This window comes from Pseudochrobactrum kiredjianiae (genome assembly GCF_030362795.1).
Taxonomy (GTDB): Bacteria; Pseudomonadota; Alphaproteobacteria; order Rhizobiales; family Rhizobiaceae; genus Pseudochrobactrum; species Pseudochrobactrum kiredjianiae.
In genome coordinates this window covers 1,287,626-1,305,735 of sequence record NZ_JAUCBM010000001.1, presented here as the reverse complement: position 1 = coordinate 1,305,735, position 18,110 = coordinate 1,287,626, and the positions used below count along the sequence as shown (strand labels likewise).

The window sequence follows — 18,110 nt, the reverse complement described above, 5'->3', positions numbered from 1 at the left end:
AATTTAGTCAAAACACACATCAGTTATTTGTCGTTACAACAGATTTAGGATTTTCCGTTGCACCGACCCAGTTCAGCAAGCGGTCAAACCGCAGATTGGTCGGCCAGCGCCACAGTTCCAGCGGGCTGTATTTTCCGGAAATAGAGAAGAAGATCACATTGGCGCGACCAACGAAATTTTCATACGGCACATAGCCAACAGAATAGCGGCTATCCAGTGAATTATCACGATTATCACCCATCATGAAATAGTGACCGGCAGGCACTTCAAAGACCCGCGTATTGTCACCCATTGCATTCGGGCTTACGTCCAGCGTTTCATAAGAAACGCCGTTTGGCAGTGTCTCACGATAGACTTCAATCGGACGATTTTCGTCGGTCACATCCGGATTGGAAATTTCACCGACTTTTTCACGCGGCACCGCGACATCATTGATATAAAGAACGCTTTCACGTACCTGAATTTTATCGCCAGGCAGACCGATCACGCGCTTGATATAATCAATATTAGTGTCGCTCGGCAGTTTGAAAACAGCAACATCACCGCGCTTCGGCTCAGCACCCCAGATGCGGCCTTCGAACAAATCCGGCGAAAACGGCAGAGAATATTTCGAATAGCCATAAGCATATTTGGAGACGAACAGATAATCGCCTTCCAACAGCGTCGGACGCATTGAGCCGGACGGAATGCTAAATGGCTGGAACAGCAAAGTACGGATGACAAGCGCCAGCAGCAAAGCCTGCACAATAATACTGACGAGTTCACCGGCGCCGCCGGATTTTTTCACTTCACTCTTGTTAGACAAGCTCGACCTTCTCCGCTTTTGCGCGTGTTTATTGTGCGACTCTTAACCTCTACAAAGCCATGAAGCAATCAGGAACTCGCAGATCAAAGAACTGCGCTCCGCCTGCGTTGCATAAAACCCGCATTTAGAGCGTGCCGCGTTTAGTTCTATCCGCTGCGCTCGCTCTATCTGTTTGCTTTTACGCATGCCGTTACCGGAAAACCGGTTCCCACTTTTCCGCGGCATGCTTCAGGCCGGTTTTTCAATAAAAAACACCATACCGGCTCTTGCTTTTATGACCCGCGATTCATGACTAAAAGACGAACCGTTCTGATCCTGAAAATTGTTCAAATTATTGCACAGACTAGCATTTTCATTCTGGTTATCGTGAAAATTCCATGATGTATTCTGTGCCACAATATTGAAAATCAGTATTCAACCGGTCTCATCAAAAGAACGTCAGCTACTGAATAAAACGCAGGGGAATATAAAGATCATGACACAACCGGTCGAAATCCGTCTCTTCACCGCACAAGACAAAGCCGCATGGCTGCCATTATGGAAAGCCTATCAGGATTTTTACAAAACCAGTATTGCTGATGATGTTACCGATAAAAGCTGGGAAAGATTACTGGATGCAGCAGAACCGATGAATGGTGCGCTGGCTTTTGTCGATGGTCAGGCCGTTGGTCTTGTTCATTATATCCGCCACCGCTCCACATGGGCGACAGGCGATTACTGCTATTTGCAGGATCTCTACGTTAATCCGGAAATCCGCGGCAAAGGCATTGGCCGCGCATTGATTGAGCATGTCTATAAGGTTGCAGCAGAAGCCGGTTGCTCCCGCGTCTATTGGCTGACCCATGAGACCAATACAGATGCGATGGTGCTCTATGACCGTGTTGCCGATAAATCCGGTTTCATCCAATATCGCAAAATGCTTTAGCGCCCCGTGCGCCCTATTGGGCGGACAAAAGTCGCTCTAACTCTTTATGCTGCAATAAAAGAGCGCCCGTATTATGCGGGCGCTGTCTTCTACCTTCAGGCTGGCACAGCTTCAATAATCACAAAAGCTTGTGCCATCGGATATTCATCCGTAATACTCAGATGCACCACGGCTTTCATGCCTTCAGGCATCAGTGATTGCAAACGCGTCTCAGCGCCATTGGTCAGGCTCATGGTTGGTTTACCGGAAGGCAGGTTGATCACTTCCATATCCCGCCAGAACACGCCGTGCGAGAGACCGGTGCCCAAAGCTTTCGAACAGGCTTCCTTGGCTGCAAAACGCTTGGCATAAGTATCGGCCTGACGTTTACGGCTTTCAGCCTTGGCACGTTCCCGCTCTGTAAACACCCGCTCAGTGAAACGACTGCCATGACGTGCAAGCGTCTTTTCAATGCGACGGATATCAATCAGATCGCTGCCGATACCAATAATCATCGGGACATGCCCTGCTGCGCGGCCAGATTTTTCTTCACGACTATCCGCTGCAAGCGCTTATGGCGATAATTCATTGTAGCCCAGCGTGCGGCAACATAAACAGCCAGCGCACAACCAAGACCCAGCACCAGCGAGCCGAACAACATCGGCTTCAAAATCGGCTGCCAAAGCTCTGCAAAACTCATCTGCTTGAAGATTTCACTCTCCAGAATACGGGTCAGCGGCAATGCCTGCGACTGACCGTTTTCATCAACGATCATACGGCCGACTTCGTATGTTCCACCCCAGATAAACGGGATGGTCAGCGGATTGGCCAAAGCCGTACCGATCGCCGCAGCAGCAATATTACCGGCAATCAAATAAGCGAGGATAATCGCGAGAATAAGATGAAAGCCGAAGAATGGTGTAAAGGCCGCAAAAACACCAACGGCAAGACCGGCAGCAACCGCATGCGGACTGGCCGTAATGCGGGTAATCCGCTTGCCCATATAGCGCAATGAGCGTGAAAAAGAACGGCGCGGCCAGATCATTGTACGAAGGCGCTCCCTGTAGCTCAAGGGTTCTCTGCGTCTGAACAACATTACTCTCTGTTACCATCCTGTTTCATATAGCGGCTGCGTCATGCATTATTATCCGCAGATAATTCTGCTACCGACAGCCATAATCAAGGCTTCATAGGCCGGAAAGCCTCATGAAGCTACTGACATAATACGATATTAAGGCTTTTTTAACAGTCATTTCTTGCAAGCACAGAGCGTGAAAGTGCCGCAACACATGGGAACCCTGTAAACAGTGCAATATTTCAGCCTGTTTTACCCCCAAATACAAAGTAAGCATCGCACTGATCCGCCGCGCCCCCGTGGCTGATCAGGCGATGCCTTTTGCAGGCAATTTCCGCGCTGAAGCTTACCCCTTCAGCTTGCAGTCCCTGCCCCTTTCTCCGCATCTGCCCGCGCCCCCGCGGCTAATGCGAAGCTCTGTTACATGGCCGTTTTAAACGGCCATGCTGAAACTATGCGCGCATTCTCTGCGAAACTCATCAAAGACGGCTGCAACCAACCGCACCAGAGAATGATGCTCGGGTGTCATGGTGATCACCGCGCCCTGAACATTAACAATACCGTCAACGCTTAAAGGCCGTAGCAATGCCAGCTCGTCGGAGAAGTTACCGCCCGGTGCAACCTCGTTCAAATCAACACGGAAATCGCACATCAGTTTTTCAATGATTTTTGCCCGCAAGCGGTCTGAGTCATTGAAGGCATAACCGCGAATGACAGGAGCCCGCTCACCAAGAACAGCCGCTTTATACTGACCGATGTCGGCAATATTCTGCGTATAGCCTTCGCGGAACTGCGAGATTGACGATGCGCCGAAACCGAGCAATGTCGGGCAGTCATCATCCGTATAGCCTTGAAAATTACGGCGCAGCTGACCGGCTTTGGCAGCCACGGCCATTGCATCTTCCGGCAGCGCATAGTGGTCGATGCCCACGGCCTCATAGCCCATGGCCATGAATGTTTCACCGACGATCTGCGCCTGTTCATAACGGGCATCGGCATCAGGCAACAGGCTGGTGTCGATCAGACGCTGATTGGCACGGCGCGCAGGCAAATGCGCGTAACCGTAGCAGGCAATACGGCTCGGACGGAATGCCGCCACCCGTTTGCAAGTCTCGCGCAATGTCGCAACCGTTTGCAGCGGCAGACCATAAATCAGATCGAAGTTCAGACTGGTAATGCCAACCTGCCAGAGCGAATTGACCGCAGCCTCAACCTGCTCAATCGGCTGCACACGGCCGATGGCCTCCTGCACTTCCGCATTAAGATCCTGCACACCAAGGCTCGCACGGCTCACACCAATATCTGCCAGATCACGGCACAGTTTCTTGTCAACTTTGCGTGGATCAAGCTCAATCGCATGCTCCATATCATCAGCAAAGTCGAACTGCTCACGCAAAATCTGCGTGATACGGCCAATGCCTTCACCACCCAGAATACTTGGCGTACCGCCGCCCCAATGCAGATGAACTGCTTTCGGGCGCTCGGTCAGATATTGCCCTGTCTGGCGAATTTCACGGATCAGTATATCGGCATAGGCCTCAATTACCGTATCACGCCGCGCAATCTTGGCATGACAACCGCAATAGTGGCAGAGGTCACGACAATAAGGCACATGAAGATAGAGAGAAACCGGTTCCCCCTGCCTTAATCGCCGTAACCACGCCTCATACTGATCTTTCCCGACTACCGGAGAGAAATCCGCGGCAGTCGGATAAGATGTATAGCGGGGTACGGCAAGAGAAGCATAATGTCTTGCCGCAATCTCCGTCATACTGTTTGTCCTTTACCGGCAGCAGCTGCCTGTTCTTTCTGTTTCATTTCCGGCGTAACCGACACATTTTTCACTTTCGGCGTAACCGGCTTATTTTTCATTTTCGGCGCAAGCGCCGGGGCGCGCACCAGCACGTCGTTGCGCAACTCAAACCACATGGCATTGAAAATTGCGAAGGAAGCGGCAAGTCCCAATCCAAGTATCCAGGAAAAGTACCACATGTCATTGTTCCTTTTTCTTGTCTCTTCAAAGGATTAGTAAGCATTAGGCGTATTATCGACACTGTCTTTCGTAATCGGTCCGCGCATCACGCTATAGACCCAGCTGGTATAGAGAAGAATGAGCGGCAGAAAGATCACTGTCGCGATGAGCATGATAAACAGAGTCAGATGGCTGGAAGATGCATCCCATACAGTCAGGCTTGCATTCGGCATTACCGAGCTTGGCAGCAGGAACGGGAACAGAGACACGCCCGCTGTGCTGATAATCCCGAAGATACCGGCACTGCTGCACAAGAAGGCCAGCGTACCTTTGCGGCAATGCAGAGCAATGAAGCTCAGAGCCATACCGGCAAAGCCGAGTACCGGTGCAATCAGCATCCAGCTATGTTTGGTGTAATTTTCCATCCATACGCCGGAGCCGGTTGTGACTGTTTTGAGCATCGGGTTCGATGGTCCGGCCACATCCTGAACAGATGTCACGACATAACCATTGATACCGAAGGCCAGCCAGACGCCTGCAAGCGCGAACAAGACAACACTGAGCAGAGCTGCGACTTTACCGAAGCTGCGTGCGCGTTCGCCGACAATTCCCGGAACTCGGGCCACGATAACTGTTGCACCATGAGCCACCAGCATAGTCAGACTGACTAGACCGCAGAGCAGTGCAAAAGGTGTCAACAGGCCGAAGAAGTTGCCGTCGTAATAAATGCGCATGGCATTATCGAAACGGAACGGCACACCAAGCAGAACATTACCGACGGCAACACCGAAAATCAGAGCCGGTACGAAACCGCCAATGAACAGTGCCCAGTCCCAAGTGGAACGCCATGTGGTATTTTCCACTTTACTGCGGAATTTAAAGCCAACCGGACGCAGGATCAGCGCCAGCAAAATGGCAATCATCGCCAGATAAAAACCAGAGAAAGACACCGCATAAAGTGCAGGCCATGCCGCAAAAATTGCGCCACCACCAAGGATAAGCCAGACCTGATTGCCTTCCCATGTCGGGCCAATCAGGTTGATCAATAGACGACGCTCTTCATCTGTTCTGGCTGCGAAAGGCAATAGCGTACCAACGCCCAAGTCAAAACCGTCCATGATCGCAAAACCGATCAGCAATACGCCGAGCAACAGCCACCAGATCAGGCGCATTGTTTCGTAGTCTAAAGGAATATTTGTCATGATCTCGTTCCTTATCCCTGATTAACCGTTGTTCTGCATTTTCAGGAGTACGGGATCCTGTGCCATGTCGACATCAGGGCGTACCGGTTCTTTTGGTCCGGCTTTGACGGTACGAACCATCAGCCAGATCATCACAACCAACAAAGCGGTATAGACAGTGAGGAAGAAACCAAGGCTGATCACCAGATCAGTCATTGTGAGATTGGAAGCTGCATAGAATGTCGGCAGCACACCTTCAATTGCCCATGGCTGACGGCCATATTCAGCAACAACCCAGCCTGCTTCAATCGCGATCCAAGGCAGCGGCAAAGAGATCACCGCAATTTTAAGCAGGGTACGATTGGTATATTGGTGGATGCGGTGCATGCTGGCCAGAACAAAGGCCACGGCAAAGAATGCGATGAAGTAGAAGCCCAGTGCCACCATGAGACGGAACGACCAGAACAAGGTGCCGACACTTGGAATTGTGTCTTCAGCAGCTTTGCGGATTTCCTGCGGGCTCGCATTCTGAATATCATCGCGGTAGCGTTTTAGCAACAGACCATAGCCGAGATCCTGCCAATTGGCGTTGAAGGCTTCACGGGCTTCAGCATCATTCGGATTGGCGCGGACACGATCAAGATCAACGGAAGCTTTGATACCGTTTTCAATACGTCTTTCAGCCATATCAACCAGATCATTGATACCCGGCAGCTCTGTGCTCAGACTGCGTGTGGTGATCAGACCCAAAACATATGGAATATGAACTTCGTAGCTGTTCTGGCCATCACCCGGAATTGCAAACAGGTTGAAACCGGCAGGTGCAGGTTCTGTTTCCCACATCGCTTCCATCGCAGCGATTTTCATCTTCTGCTGTTCTGTTGCAACGTAACCGCTTTCGTCACCCAGCACGACCACGGACAAAGCCGCAGCCAGACCGAAAGAAGCCGCAACAGTGATCGAGCGTCTTGCGATTTCCACATGCTTACCGCGCAGCAGATAAAGACTGCTGATCGCAACGATAAACATGGCGCCCGTTACATAACCGGCACTTACAGTGTGAACGAATTTAGCCTGCGCAACCGGATTGAACAGCACAGCCATAAAGTCTGTGACTTCCATACGCATTGTATCAGGATTGAAAACCGCACCGACCGGATTTTGCATCCAGCCATTCGCAATTAAAATCCACAATGCGGAGAAGTTAGCGCCCAGCGCCATCAGCCATGTGACGATCAAATGCGCCACGCGCGACATACGCGTCCAGCCGAAAAAGAACAGGCCGATAAAGGTTGCTTCGAGGAAGAAAGCCATCAGGCCTTCAATTGCCAGCGGTGCACCAAAAATATCGCCTACATAATGGCTATAGTAACTCCAGTTCATACCGAACTGAAATTCCATCACGATCCCTGTGGCGACGCCCATGGCAAAGTTAATGCCAAACAGCACGCCCCAGAACATTGTCATCCGGCGCCAGATATCGCGACCGGTCATAACATAAACGGTTTCCATAATTGCCATAAGCAAAGACAGGCCGAGTGTCAGGGGAACGAAGATAAAATGATACATAGCTGTTGCAGCGAACTGCAATCTTGATAAATCAACGACAGTAAAGTCAATCATAGTTTCAGCCTTTTATCCTAAGGTAGACCGACGGTTTACATGCAGATCTGCCACGTTATTTTGTGACGTCGCTTATTTATGCACCCTTTATTAAAAAAGGCGATACTAAATTAGTAAACAATCTAAGCCTTGCCGAATTCGCCTTTTTCAGACGACTCCGCCTCCCCTTAGAGGCATTTGTAACAGGCCGCGAAATTGCCGCATTGATTTTGATCAATGCCCGTCAAATGAAAACGGGCAGAGAATACCCCGCCCGTTAATCAGCTCCTACCTGACCATTATTTCAGGGACAGCCACTGCGTGGCATGAACATCCATAATATTGTCCTGCCAACCTTCAACCTGATCAGAAACCAGTGCGCGGGATGCATAACTCAACAATGGAATAATCACCTGCTCTTTCAGCAATAAACGCTCTGCATCCGCTAAAATATCAGCACGCGCTTTCAAATCCTTTGTTACCGCCGCCTTTTCAAGCAATGCGTCATAGGTTTTGTTAGACCATTTCGGATAATTGAAACTGTTGCCGGTCTGATAAAGAAACAGGAAACTTTGCGGATCGCTGTAATCTCCGACCCAGCCATCGCGCGCCAGATTAAAATCACCATCCTCGCGCAGGAAGTTAAAATAAGTCGTGCCTTCCAGCTCATTCAGCTTTGCTTTAATACCGATGTTCTTCAGCATATCAGCTACTGCTGCCATGACATTCTTATGGTTTTCCGACGTGCTATAGTAAAGCTCAAGCGTCAGACTGCCCGGCTCGACGCCCGCTTCTTTCAACAGCGCCTTTGCCTTATCCTCCCGATCAAGAGTATCGACATTGGCATAATCCTGTTTCACACCGCCGCTGACATAGTTATCAATACCGGGCGGCACCAAAGAATAAGACGGCAGCATTGTTCCTCGCCAGACTTCACTGGCGATAAAATCACGGTCAATTGCCATAGAAATCGCACGGCGTACGCGCACATCTTTCAACGAACTACCGTCCTTGCCTTTGATATCAAGGAAATAACTTCCCAATAGTGGAGCAACATGCAGCTCTTTACCAAAGGTCTTTTTCACATAATCCATCTGATCTGCCGGAACATCGGAGCATATCTGGATTTCCTTCGCTTCAAACCGGCGCATACAACTGGCACGATCCTCAAAAGGGAACCAGTTTACGACATCGATTTTTACTTGATCCGCATTATAATAATACGGATTTTTCTTCATGGTAATTTTGTCATTCGGTACAAAGCTGACTAACTGATAGGCACCATTCGTCACCAGATTACCGGGCGCAGTAAATTTTTTGCCATTGGCTTCCACACTTTTTTTATTCAAAGGCAGTGCCGTATTATGTGTCATAAGCTGCACAAAATATGGTGTTGGCGCTTGCAAAGTGAATTTTAACGTCTGCGCATCAATAGCTTCAACACCCAGTTTCTCCTTAGGCATTTTGCCCGTGGCAATCGCTTCGCCGTTTTTGATCGGAAAAAGCACATTGGCATAAGGTGCTGCTGTCTGCGGATCCATAATCCTTTGAAAAGTGAAGACAAAATCCGACGCGGTTACCGGATCACCATTCGACCATTTGGCATTATCGCGCAGTTTGAAAGTGTAGGTTAGCCCATCCGGTGAAACCTCCCATGATTTAGCGACACCAGGAATAATTACACCTTTTGCATCCTGCATCACCAGCCCTTGGTAGAGATCACTTAATAATCGCGCTTCGGCAACTGTCACAGTAAGTTGCTGATCCAGTGTCGCCGGATCAATATCATTACCGCGGTTTAAAACGGTTTCCGCATGGGCAAAATTAGAAAAAACAGATAATAATAGTCCTGAAAATAGTAGTGGCCGGAACATGTTCCCTCCGAATTAAAAATTTTTCAAAAAATAGTCCTTCTCCGGCACTGATATTACGCGAGCGCAAAAACAAAAAAATCCCAACAAAATATAGACAGCACTCTACCCACCGCAATGCCGCAGCGCGTTCCGGTTTTAACGATTTTCAGAAATCAACTTTTAAATTCTGCACCGGCAACCGCTGACAATGAGCGGTGCGAAAGAATAGTTACCGTATTGGCGTCGGGCAGATGAATAAGCCCCTGCGTGCGCATTTTCGTAAAACAACGGCTGACAGTTTCAATCGTCAGGCCGAGATAATCTGCAATATCTGTTCGGTTCATCGCCAGATGCACCGGATTTGCAGGTTGCCCTACACGCTCTGCCTGCGCAGACAAAACCAGCAGGAAAGATGCCAGTTTCTCAACCGGTGCCAATCGGCCAAGCACCAACTGGTTATCCCGCGACTGACGCAGCGCCTCACGAGTCATCACATAAAGCCGGTCTTTCAGCGCCGGATGTGCTTCCATCAGCCCATCCATTTCATTGACTGAAAAGCTGCATAAGGCGGAAGGCACAACAGCCTCTGCCGTTTGCGAATAAGTCCCGTCATCAGCAAGGCCGAGATAATCACCCGGATATAAAAATCCGGAAATCTGGCGGCGACCGTCTGGCAACAGCGTGAAAAGGCGTAGCAGACCAGCGGTCAGGCTGAAGACTTTAAGCTTCGGCGCGCCCTCTTCCACCAGCATTTCACCGGTTTCGAGCTTGCGCGAAGTCATGATGGATTCGAGTGCATCCAGTGCATCATCCTGCAATGCAGCACAGATTGCCATTTTACGCACTTCACAATCAGCACAGGCACCGCATGGTTCACGATGACGCTGAGTTTGTTTTGTCTGAGCTGATAATACTGAAACCACGATGATGCCTTGTAAGTGCCCCGACGGGGTTAGCGCAAAAAACAATAAATAGCGACGAGCCATCTGGCTCTTCATGTCATGCAGAATGCGCCCCTCATGCCATGAATGCGCAGTAATTTCTATATCCCGAACAGGCCTGCGTCAAAAAACACGCTCATAAGAAATAAGGAGTGGCTTTGCATTTCCCAATGCAAAGCCACATTTGCAATTACATATTGCGGCTGCCTGGCTTAACAGCTGGCAGTGCTGCCAGTTCCGGCGGCAAATCATCCTTATCATAGGATGGCACTTCATATTCAGCCAAGGCGATCAGCTTGGTGCCGACATCAGCTTTACCGGCAGAGCGGTCAACGATACAAGCTGCCGCAACAACTTCAGCTTTCAGGTCGCGCAGTGTCTCAATGGTTTCACGGATTGACAGGCCAGTTGTGACAATATCTTCCACGATCACAACACGGGAGCCTTCCGGCAGTTCGAAACGGCGCAGCTTGAATACACCATTTTCACGCTCCACCCAGATCGACGGCACGCCGAGATGGCGCGATGTCTCATAAGACGGGATCAGGCCACCGATGGCAGGCCCGACAACATAGTCGATTGGCCCCAAATCAGCGGTTTTTATCTTTTCAGCCAGTGCTTTACACAGTTTTTCCGTCTTGTCGGCATGCATGAACACCCGTGCTTTTTGCAGGAAAACAGGACTGCGGCGACCGGAAGTCAGGATAAAATGCCCTTCAAGAATGGCACCTGCCTCACGAAATACGCCCAGCACATCTTCAGTATTCATAATAGCCTCTTATCCGCTAACGCGCTGCGCATCACTGACACAGGCGCTTTCTTTCAATTGCGTAATAATGCGGTTGAGATGTTTGAGATCCCAAACCTCAAGATCAATAATCATTTCCGTAAAGTCCGGCGCGGTGCGTACCATGGAAAGATTGTGAATATTCGTGTCATTCGCAGAAACCACCTGCGCAATTTCAGCCAATGAGCCCGGTGAGTTGATTGCAGAGACCGATACACGTGCAGGAAAACGCTCATGCATTTCACTGTCGATATCCCAGCGCACATCAATCCAACGCTCCGGTTGATCGTCATAAGCGGTCAATGCAGAAGACTGGATCGGGTAAATGGTAATCCCTACTCCCGGTTGCAAAATACCGACGATACGGTCACCCGGCACGGCACCTTCTGGCGCAAAACGTACCGGCAGATCTGAATTTGCACCACGGATCGGCACTGCATGATTTTGAGCGGCAGCCTGCTTCTGTGCTTCCTCAGCATTGCCGCCTTCCGGTACTTTAAAGATCATACCCGCAGCATTTTGCAGGTTAAACCAACCCTTTTCACCGGTTTTAGCAGGGCTGCCAGCCGTCACACGCGTATCCTGATAATCAGGATATACTGCTTTCAAAACATCGCCGGATGACAATTCACCACGACCAACCGCCGCGAAAACATCCTCAATATCCTTGCGAGCCAGACGCGCCAATGAAGGCTTCAGCAAATCCTTGCTGAAAGTTTTGCCGCTACGTTCAAAAGCCCGCTCAAGAATGCGCATTCCGAGACCCGAATATTGCTTACGCACCGCTGCACGGGTTGCGCGACGAATAGCAGAACGCGCCTTACCGGTAACCACGATGGATTCCCATGCGGTCGGCGGCACCTGCGATTTCGAGCGGATAATGTCGACTTCATCACCGTTTTTCAGCTCAGTCATCAGCGGCATCATGCGGCCGTTGATCTTCACACCAACCGTCGAGTCACCGATATCCGTATGCACTGCATAGGCAAAATCAATCGGCGTTGCGCCGCGCGGCAGCGCAATCAAGCGACCTTTCGGTGTGAAGCAGAATACCTGATCCTGAAACAGCTCCAGCTTGGTGTGTTCCAGAAACTCCTCAGGATTATCGCCTTCTGACAGCGCTTCAATCGTCCGGCGCAGCCATGCATAGGCGTTAGACTCTGTCGAGATCGCAGTCGGCACGGTATTACTGCGACCGTCTTTATAGATCGAATGGGCAGCCACACCATATTCCGCCACATCATCCATAGCGCGGGTGCGGATTTGCAGCTCTACACGCTGACGGGAAGGCCCGATAATTGTGGTATGAATGGAACGGTAATCATTCTGTTTCGGCGTTGAAATATAGTCCTTGAAACGTCCCGGCACCATCGACCATGTACGGTGAATAATACCCAGCGCCTTGTAACAATCATCAACATTATCAACGATGACGCGGAAACCGAAAATATCGGAAAGCTGCTCGAAAGACAGACCTTTGGTTTCCATCTTACGGAAAACCGACCACGGCTTTTTCTGACGACTTGAGACATCTGCCTGCAAGCCTTTTTCCTGAAACAATAGCGCCAAATCAGCTTCAATCTTGCTGAGCAGACCGCGGTTTTTCTCCATCAACTCGGCAAGGCGGTCAGTTACTGCGCGCCATGCTTCCGGATTGATATAGCGGAAAGCCAGTTCTTCCAGCTCTTCACGCATATCCTGCATACCCATGCGGCCAGCCAGCGGCGCATAAATATCCATAGTTTCTTCGGCAATACGCAGACGCTTATCTTCGCGCATCACGCCAAGCGTGCGCATATTGTGTAAACGGTCAGCCAGCTTCACCAGCAACACGCGTACATCATCGGAAATCGCCAGCAACAGCTTGCGCAGATTTTCTGCCTGCACGGCTTTTTTGGAAACCAGATCGAGCTTTTTAAGCTTGGTCAGACCTTCAACCAGCTTGCCGATTTCAGGACCAAAAAGCTGGTCAATCTCGGCGCGGGTCGCATCGGTATCTTCAATTGTGTCGTGCAGCAGAGCGATCGCAATCGTCGCCTCATCAAGACGCATATCCGTGAGAATGGCTGCAACTTCGAGCGGATGAGAGAAATAAGGGTCGCCGGACGCACGCTTCTGGCTGCCATGTTTTTGCATAGCATAAACATAAGCCTTATTCAGCAGCGCCTCATTTACATCAGGCTTATAGTGCTGCACCCGCTCAACCAGCTCATATTGGCGCATCATCAGCCTGCACTCCTCTTATTACAATAAATTCCGGCTCACACATCAATCAAGTCATTTGTCGCAACACAGGAATTTACTGTAAAACGCAACTGGTACAAAGCGGCACCAGTTTAAAACTCTGCATTAATTCAACAAGTTCCGGCATTTTTTGTGCGGCATTTTATCAACTGAATATTAAAACAGCCATTTTCGCACAAAATAAAGCGCCGCAGAGTGATCTGCAGCGCTTTAATAATCCGATCTTTACTGACACCGGCATCATACAAATATAGCCGGAAATCCGTTGAAACAGCTTAAAGCGCTTCAACAAAAATCAGTAATCGTCGCTTTTCTCTGGTGCAACAAGACCTTCAATACCAGCAAGCAGATCTTCTTCGCTCATGCTGTCGAAAGTCATAATGTCTTCAGCGCCAACAATCGCTTCACCGGTCAGTTCATCCATAGAACCGCTGATCTGCAATGGAGCTGGTGCTTCCGGCTCGTCGATTTCCACATGCTTCTGCAGCGAATGGATCAGGTCTTCTTTCAGATCACCCGGCGACAGAGTCTCGTCAGCGATTTCACGCAGCGCAACAACCGGGTTTTTATCGTTGTCGCGATCAATGGTAATCTGACCGCCCTGTGAGATCTGACGTGCACGATGGCTGGCAAGCAGAACCAGCTCAAAGCGGTTGTCTACCTTGTCAACGCAATCCTCAACGGTAACGCGGGCCATAGATCGCCCCTTTCATCTCTCAAATTAATTCAGGAATTCTTGGCTTCCATAGCGTCACTTGACGAAAAAAACAAGTAAAAGCGCACAAAGCCTGCGATCAATCGCCTAAAATACACAAGAGCCGGAAATGACACAACATATTTATAGCGCCGGATCAGCCACAAAACTGACACTGCCCGTTGAAATCGCAATCAGCGTACCATTTGAATATAGCGTAAACGTCGAAACCCACAAAACACCGATCATGTTGCAAGGCAAGAATCGCCTGGCAATTCTTTAAAATCCATGCAAATTTAACGCTCTGTTGAAACCTGCCGGTAGCGGCCTTAAACCGTTTATACTCTTGCTCCCTAATGAATAGTTTTCATTTATTTGATATTTGTGATATGTTAATCACACATTTTCCCTGTCTTTTATCAACTACGCAATAAAAACAACCTATGATTGCTTGCCTTTCTGGATACGCGCCTTAGAACGCACAATAGGAGAGGCTTTTTTCAAAAATAAAATTGAAAAGTGCAGACAATTAATCAGCAAATATTATTTGTTGAAGAATGGATAATTATCAAAATGTTTGATTCACGCGAAAAAATCGCGCTTTTTATCGATGGCGCCAATCTTTACGCTGCGTCTAAGACGCTCGGATTTGATATTGATTACCGTAAATTGCTGAAAGCTTTTCAAAAACGCGGTTACTTGCTGCGTGCATACTACTATACTGCTCTTGTAGAAGATCAGGAATATTCATCTATTTGCCCGTTGATCGACTGGCTTGATTATAATGGCTATAAAGTCATTACCAAAGCGGCCAAAGAATTTACGGATGCAACTGGTCGCCGCAAAGTTAAAGGCAACATGGATATCGAACTTGCTGTCGATGCCATGCAGCTGACTGATACTGTCGATCATTTCGTGATTTTCTCCGGTGATGGCGATTTCCGTTGCCTCGTAGAAGCTCTTCAGCGTCGTGGCCGCAAAGTGAGTGTTGTTTCGACCCTCACCACGCAGCCGCCTATGATTTCGGATGAGTTGCGTCGTCAGGCAGATCATTTCATCGACCTGATGACACTGAAACCGGAAATCAGCCGCGAAATGACTGAGCGTCCTGCGCGTCGTATGGAAGAGGAAGAAGAGCTTTACTAGAGCGGGTTACGCTCATGTTGAACCATAGCGCTCGCTCTAGATTCTTTTAATTGTCGCATGTTCGCATTAGCTCAAATGAAGTCATTTGAGCGCGACATGCTTTAGGCTCTTCTCATCATCGTGTTATATCCGGAACCATCTCCTGATTGTGCATTTTGCCCCCGCCTTCATGACTTTATTCAAGTCTGGCGGGGCAATGAGCCCACGTGGCACAATGCACCGGTTCCGGCTTTTCTGCCGACAGATCCGCAAGTTAGCGCAACATCTGTGCACACGCTCACCCTGCCCGCCTATCCTGAACGGGTACGGCTGCTGATTATCGGCCTTGCACCGGGTTTACGCGGTGCCAATCGTACCGGCCGGCCGTTTACCGGCGACTATGCCGGCGACCTGCTCTATTCCACACTTAAAGAATATGATTTTGCACAAGGCACATTTGAAGCGCGGCCTGATGATACGCTGACGCTCAATGATTGCGCTATCGTCAATGCCGTGCGTTGCGTTCCGCCGGAAAACAAACCAACAGGCGCTGAAATTAATACCTGCCGTCAGTTTTTATCTCCGTTCATTACCGGTCTGCCAAATCTGCAAGCAATTGTTACACTTGGCACAATTGCTCACCAGTCAACAATCCGCGCACTCGGCCAACCGGTTTCGAAACATAAATTCGGCCATAATGTGCAAACAGAAATCGGATCGCTGCGGATTTTTTCCAGCTATCATTGCTCGCGCTATAACACCAATACCGGCGTCCTCACTGAGGCAATGTTCCATGCGGTTTTCAACAATGTGCGCGATTATCTCAACGCCAATCCACAAATATAGCGCTTAAAGAAAAGCCCTGTCACAGACAGGGCTTTGAACTTGGCGCATATTAACCGCGATCACGCAGCAAACGTGATTTCTCACGATTCCAGTCCCGGTTCTTTTCCGTCTCGCGTTTATCATGCAGTTTCTTACCGCGCGCCAATGCGATTTCCAACTTGGCTCTGCCACGCTCATTAAAATAGAGCTTCAGCGGTACAACTGTCATACCCTCGCGCGCGATAGAATTTGCCAGACGCACAATTTCACGTTGATTGAGCAATAGCTTACGCAAACGCCGCGGCTCATGATTAAACCGGTTGCCCTGCGTATATTCAGGTACATAAGAATTAATCAGCCAAAAAGCGTCATTTTCAAAACTGGCATAGCTCTCAGCAATATTAGCCTGATTGGAACGCAGAGATTTTACCTCGGTTCCGGACAAAACCAGACCGGCCTCGATAACTTCGAGGATCTCGAAATTATAGCGTGCCTTGCGGTTTTCAGCGATGGTTTTGCGAGCAGGTGCATTTTTTTTCGTATTCATGACAGCAATATATATCTGATCCGCAACTTTACTAGAGCATTTCACAGTCAAATTGGAGCAACTTGGCTGTCGTGATAATGCGACCCCTATAAAACCAGAGGACAGTGCACTCAAATGACTACAAGTTGAGTGTAAAAAAGCCTGCCGGTTCATAAATCAATGTACCGGCAGGCTTTAAATGATTTGCAGCAAAATAAACAGCTTAAACTGTTCGTTTACTTAGCAAGTACGCGTATCAGGCAGCAAGCAGTCCTGCATGACGCAGTGCTGCGTCAATTTTCTCTGCCGTTTCTGCTTCTACCGGCATGAGCGGCAAACGCAGATGATTGGTAATACGGCCGGTGCGTGCCAATGCATATTTAACACCGGACGGATTTGGCTCTAAAAACAATGCTTTATGCAGAGGCATCAGACGATCCTGAATTGTCAGTGCGGTTGCATAATCCCCTGCCAGACAAGCCTCCTGAAACTGCGCGCACAAACGCGGCGCAATATTGGAGGTCACAGAAATACAACCACGACCGCCATGAGCATTAAAGCCAAGTGCGGTTGCATCTTCACCGGAGAGCTGAATAAAATCAGCACCGCATGTTGCACGCTGTTCTGATACACGTTCAATTTTACCGGTGGCATCTTTCACACCAATAATATTCTTATGGTCGCGCACAAGCGCACCCATCGTTTCAGGCGTCATATCAATGATTGAACGACCCGGAATATTATAAATGACCAAAGGAATAGAAATCGCTTTGGCGACAGCGGAATAATGCGCGTAAAGACCGCGCTGATTTGGCTTATTATAATAAGGCGTCACGACCAGAACCGCATCAGCACCTGCAGTTTCTGCATGCTGGGCAAGTTCAATAGCTTCAATCGTATTATTAGAACCGGCGCCGGCAATAATCTGCGCACGGCCTTTTGCTTCCTCAACGCAAACCTCGATCACCCGTTTATGCTCATCATGGGATAGTGTCGGTGTTTCGCCGGTTGTACCAACTGGTACAAAACCGTGCGTTCCCTCTTCTATCTGCCAGTTTACAAGGCCACGGAACGCTTTTTCGTCAAATGCACCCTGTTCAGTAAAAGGTGTGACGATAGCCGTGATTGAGCCCTTCAGCATCGGGTACTCCCAAAAAATATGTCTGAGTTTAAAATGAATAATATGCCTGCCAAACCCTGTGAGGAGTTCCGGCCGGACATATCGTTTATCAGAGTCTGGTATTACATTCTGGTGTTCTGCTTGCCGTTATTCGGTAAAACAGAATGCCAGATATTCAAATCCGTATAAATGACAAGTTCAAATATACAGCTTATGCGAATTTCATTATATTCGACAAAAGGTCATAGCATTACAATCCATACAGGCCGTTGAGCCGCATACAGAATGATACCCTGACCACCTGTTTGTGAAAAGTGCTGCACCATAGTCCCGCATAACTACCGCAGCAAGTAAATTTATACATATTCATAGCAAAATCAGCACTATGCTAAATTTAAACATCAATATCGTCAGTTAGACGATATTGATTATGCATATAGACGAAACTTGTGAATC

Annotated in this window: 18 protein-coding genes; 4 read left to right on the top strand and 14 right to left on the bottom strand. The window is 49.0% G+C overall.

From position 1 onward, the window contains the following. Positions 1 to 19: 19 nt before the first annotated feature. Positions 20 to 805, bottom strand: a complete 786-nt coding sequence (gene lepB / locus QUF18_RS05775) for a signal peptidase I (RefSeq protein WP_289385990.1) — start codon at positions 803 to 805, stop codon at positions 20 to 22. Between the two features lie 475 nt (positions 806 to 1,280). Here lepB and QUF18_RS05770 point away from each other — a divergent pair, with 475 nt between their 5' ends. Further along, complete coding sequence (locus QUF18_RS05770; RefSeq protein ID WP_289385989.1) at positions 1,281 to 1,730, top strand: GNAT family N-acetyltransferase; 450 nt, start codon at positions 1,281 to 1,283, stop codon at positions 1,728 to 1,730. A gap of 95 nt (positions 1,731 to 1,825) precedes the next feature. Here the strand turns inward: QUF18_RS05770 and acpS are convergent, their stop codons facing one another. From acpS to rpoZ, 11 genes are all read right to left on the bottom strand, one after another. Then, positions 1,826 to 2,224: a holo-ACP synthase gene (gene acpS, locus QUF18_RS05765; protein WP_289385988.1), complete on the bottom strand. Its 399-nt coding sequence runs from the start codon at positions 2,222 to 2,224 to the stop codon at positions 1,826 to 1,828. Further along, positions 2,221 to 2,805, bottom strand: a complete 585-nt coding sequence (locus tag QUF18_RS05760; protein ID WP_289385987.1) for a DUF2062 domain-containing protein — start codon at positions 2,803 to 2,805, stop codon at positions 2,221 to 2,223. The genes acpS and QUF18_RS05760 overlap by 4 nt, the downstream gene beginning before the upstream one ends. Positions 2,806 to 3,217: 412 nt before the next feature. Further along, a complete protein-coding gene (hemN, locus tag QUF18_RS05755) occupies positions 3,218 to 4,555 on the bottom strand; it encodes an oxygen-independent coproporphyrinogen III oxidase (protein WP_289385986.1) in 1,338 nt (445 codons plus the stop codon). Then, positions 4,552 to 4,776: a cytochrome bd-I oxidase subunit CydX gene (gene cydX, locus QUF18_RS20495; RefSeq protein WP_374806765.1), complete on the bottom strand. Its 225-nt coding sequence runs from the start codon at positions 4,774 to 4,776 to the stop codon at positions 4,552 to 4,554. The genes hemN and cydX overlap by 4 nt, the downstream gene beginning before the upstream one ends. Positions 4,777 to 4,809: 33 nt before the next feature. Beyond that, a complete protein-coding gene (gene cydB / locus QUF18_RS05745) occupies positions 4,810 to 5,958 on the bottom strand; it encodes a cytochrome d ubiquinol oxidase subunit II (protein WP_374806763.1) in 1,149 nt (382 codons plus the stop codon). 21 nt (positions 5,959 to 5,979) lie between these two features. After that, positions 5,980 to 7,560, bottom strand: a complete 1,581-nt coding sequence (locus tag QUF18_RS05740) for a cytochrome ubiquinol oxidase subunit I (protein ID WP_289385985.1) — start codon at positions 7,558 to 7,560, stop codon at positions 5,980 to 5,982. 278 nt (positions 7,561 to 7,838) lie between these two features. Beyond that, positions 7,839 to 9,413, bottom strand: coding sequence for a peptide ABC transporter substrate-binding protein (locus tag QUF18_RS05735; protein WP_289385984.1), 1,575 nt, complete (start codon positions 9,411 to 9,413; stop codon positions 7,839 to 7,841). Between the two features lie 152 nt (positions 9,414 to 9,565). Next, positions 9,566 to 10,228: a helix-turn-helix domain-containing protein gene (locus tag QUF18_RS05730; RefSeq protein ID WP_289386166.1), complete on the bottom strand. Its 663-nt coding sequence runs from the start codon at positions 10,226 to 10,228 to the stop codon at positions 9,566 to 9,568. Positions 10,229 to 10,523: 295 nt separating this feature from the next. Continuing rightward, positions 10,524 to 11,102, bottom strand: coding sequence for an orotate phosphoribosyltransferase (gene pyrE, locus QUF18_RS05725; RefSeq protein WP_289385983.1), 579 nt, complete (start codon positions 11,100 to 11,102; stop codon positions 10,524 to 10,526). A 9-nt stretch (positions 11,103 to 11,111) separates the two neighbouring features. Next, complete coding sequence (locus tag QUF18_RS05720) at positions 11,112 to 13,346, bottom strand: RelA/SpoT family protein (protein ID WP_289385982.1); 2,235 nt, start codon at positions 13,344 to 13,346, stop codon at positions 11,112 to 11,114. A 313-nt stretch (positions 13,347 to 13,659) separates the two neighbouring features. Continuing rightward, entirely contained in the window at positions 13,660 to 14,061 is a 402-nt protein-coding gene (rpoZ, locus tag QUF18_RS05715; RefSeq protein WP_289385981.1) for a DNA-directed RNA polymerase subunit omega, read from the bottom strand. Between the two features lie 127 nt (positions 14,062 to 14,188). On the opposite strand from rpoZ, the gene QUF18_RS05710 reads away from it, so the two are divergent. The 3 genes from QUF18_RS05710 (at position 14,189) to QUF18_RS05700 (ending at position 16,029) form a co-directional block, all read left to right on the top strand. After that, a complete protein-coding gene (locus QUF18_RS05710) occupies positions 14,189 to 14,341 on the top strand; it encodes a hypothetical protein (protein WP_289385980.1) in 153 nt (50 codons plus the stop codon). 290 nt (positions 14,342 to 14,631) lie between these two features. Continuing rightward, the gene (locus tag QUF18_RS05705) at positions 14,632 to 15,204 is read left to right on the top strand and encodes a LabA-like NYN domain-containing protein (protein ID WP_289385979.1); all 573 of its coding nucleotides are present in this window, start codon (positions 14,632 to 14,634) and stop codon (positions 15,202 to 15,204) included. A 120-nt stretch (positions 15,205 to 15,324) separates the two neighbouring features. Then, complete coding sequence (locus tag QUF18_RS05700; protein ID WP_289385978.1) at positions 15,325 to 16,029, top strand: uracil-DNA glycosylase; 705 nt, start codon at positions 15,325 to 15,327, stop codon at positions 16,027 to 16,029. Positions 16,030 to 16,078: 49 nt separating this feature from the next. Here the strand turns inward: QUF18_RS05700 and smpB are convergent, their stop codons facing one another. Together smpB and dapA are read right to left on the bottom strand one after the other, a co-directional pair. Beyond that, entirely contained in the window at positions 16,079 to 16,555 is a 477-nt protein-coding gene (gene smpB / locus QUF18_RS05695) for an SsrA-binding protein SmpB (protein WP_289385977.1), read from the bottom strand. Between the two features lie 235 nt (positions 16,556 to 16,790). Then, entirely contained in the window at positions 16,791 to 17,675 is an 885-nt protein-coding gene (gene dapA / locus QUF18_RS05690; protein WP_289385976.1) for a 4-hydroxy-tetrahydrodipicolinate synthase, read from the bottom strand. Between the last annotated feature and the right edge of the window lie 435 nt (positions 17,676 to 18,110).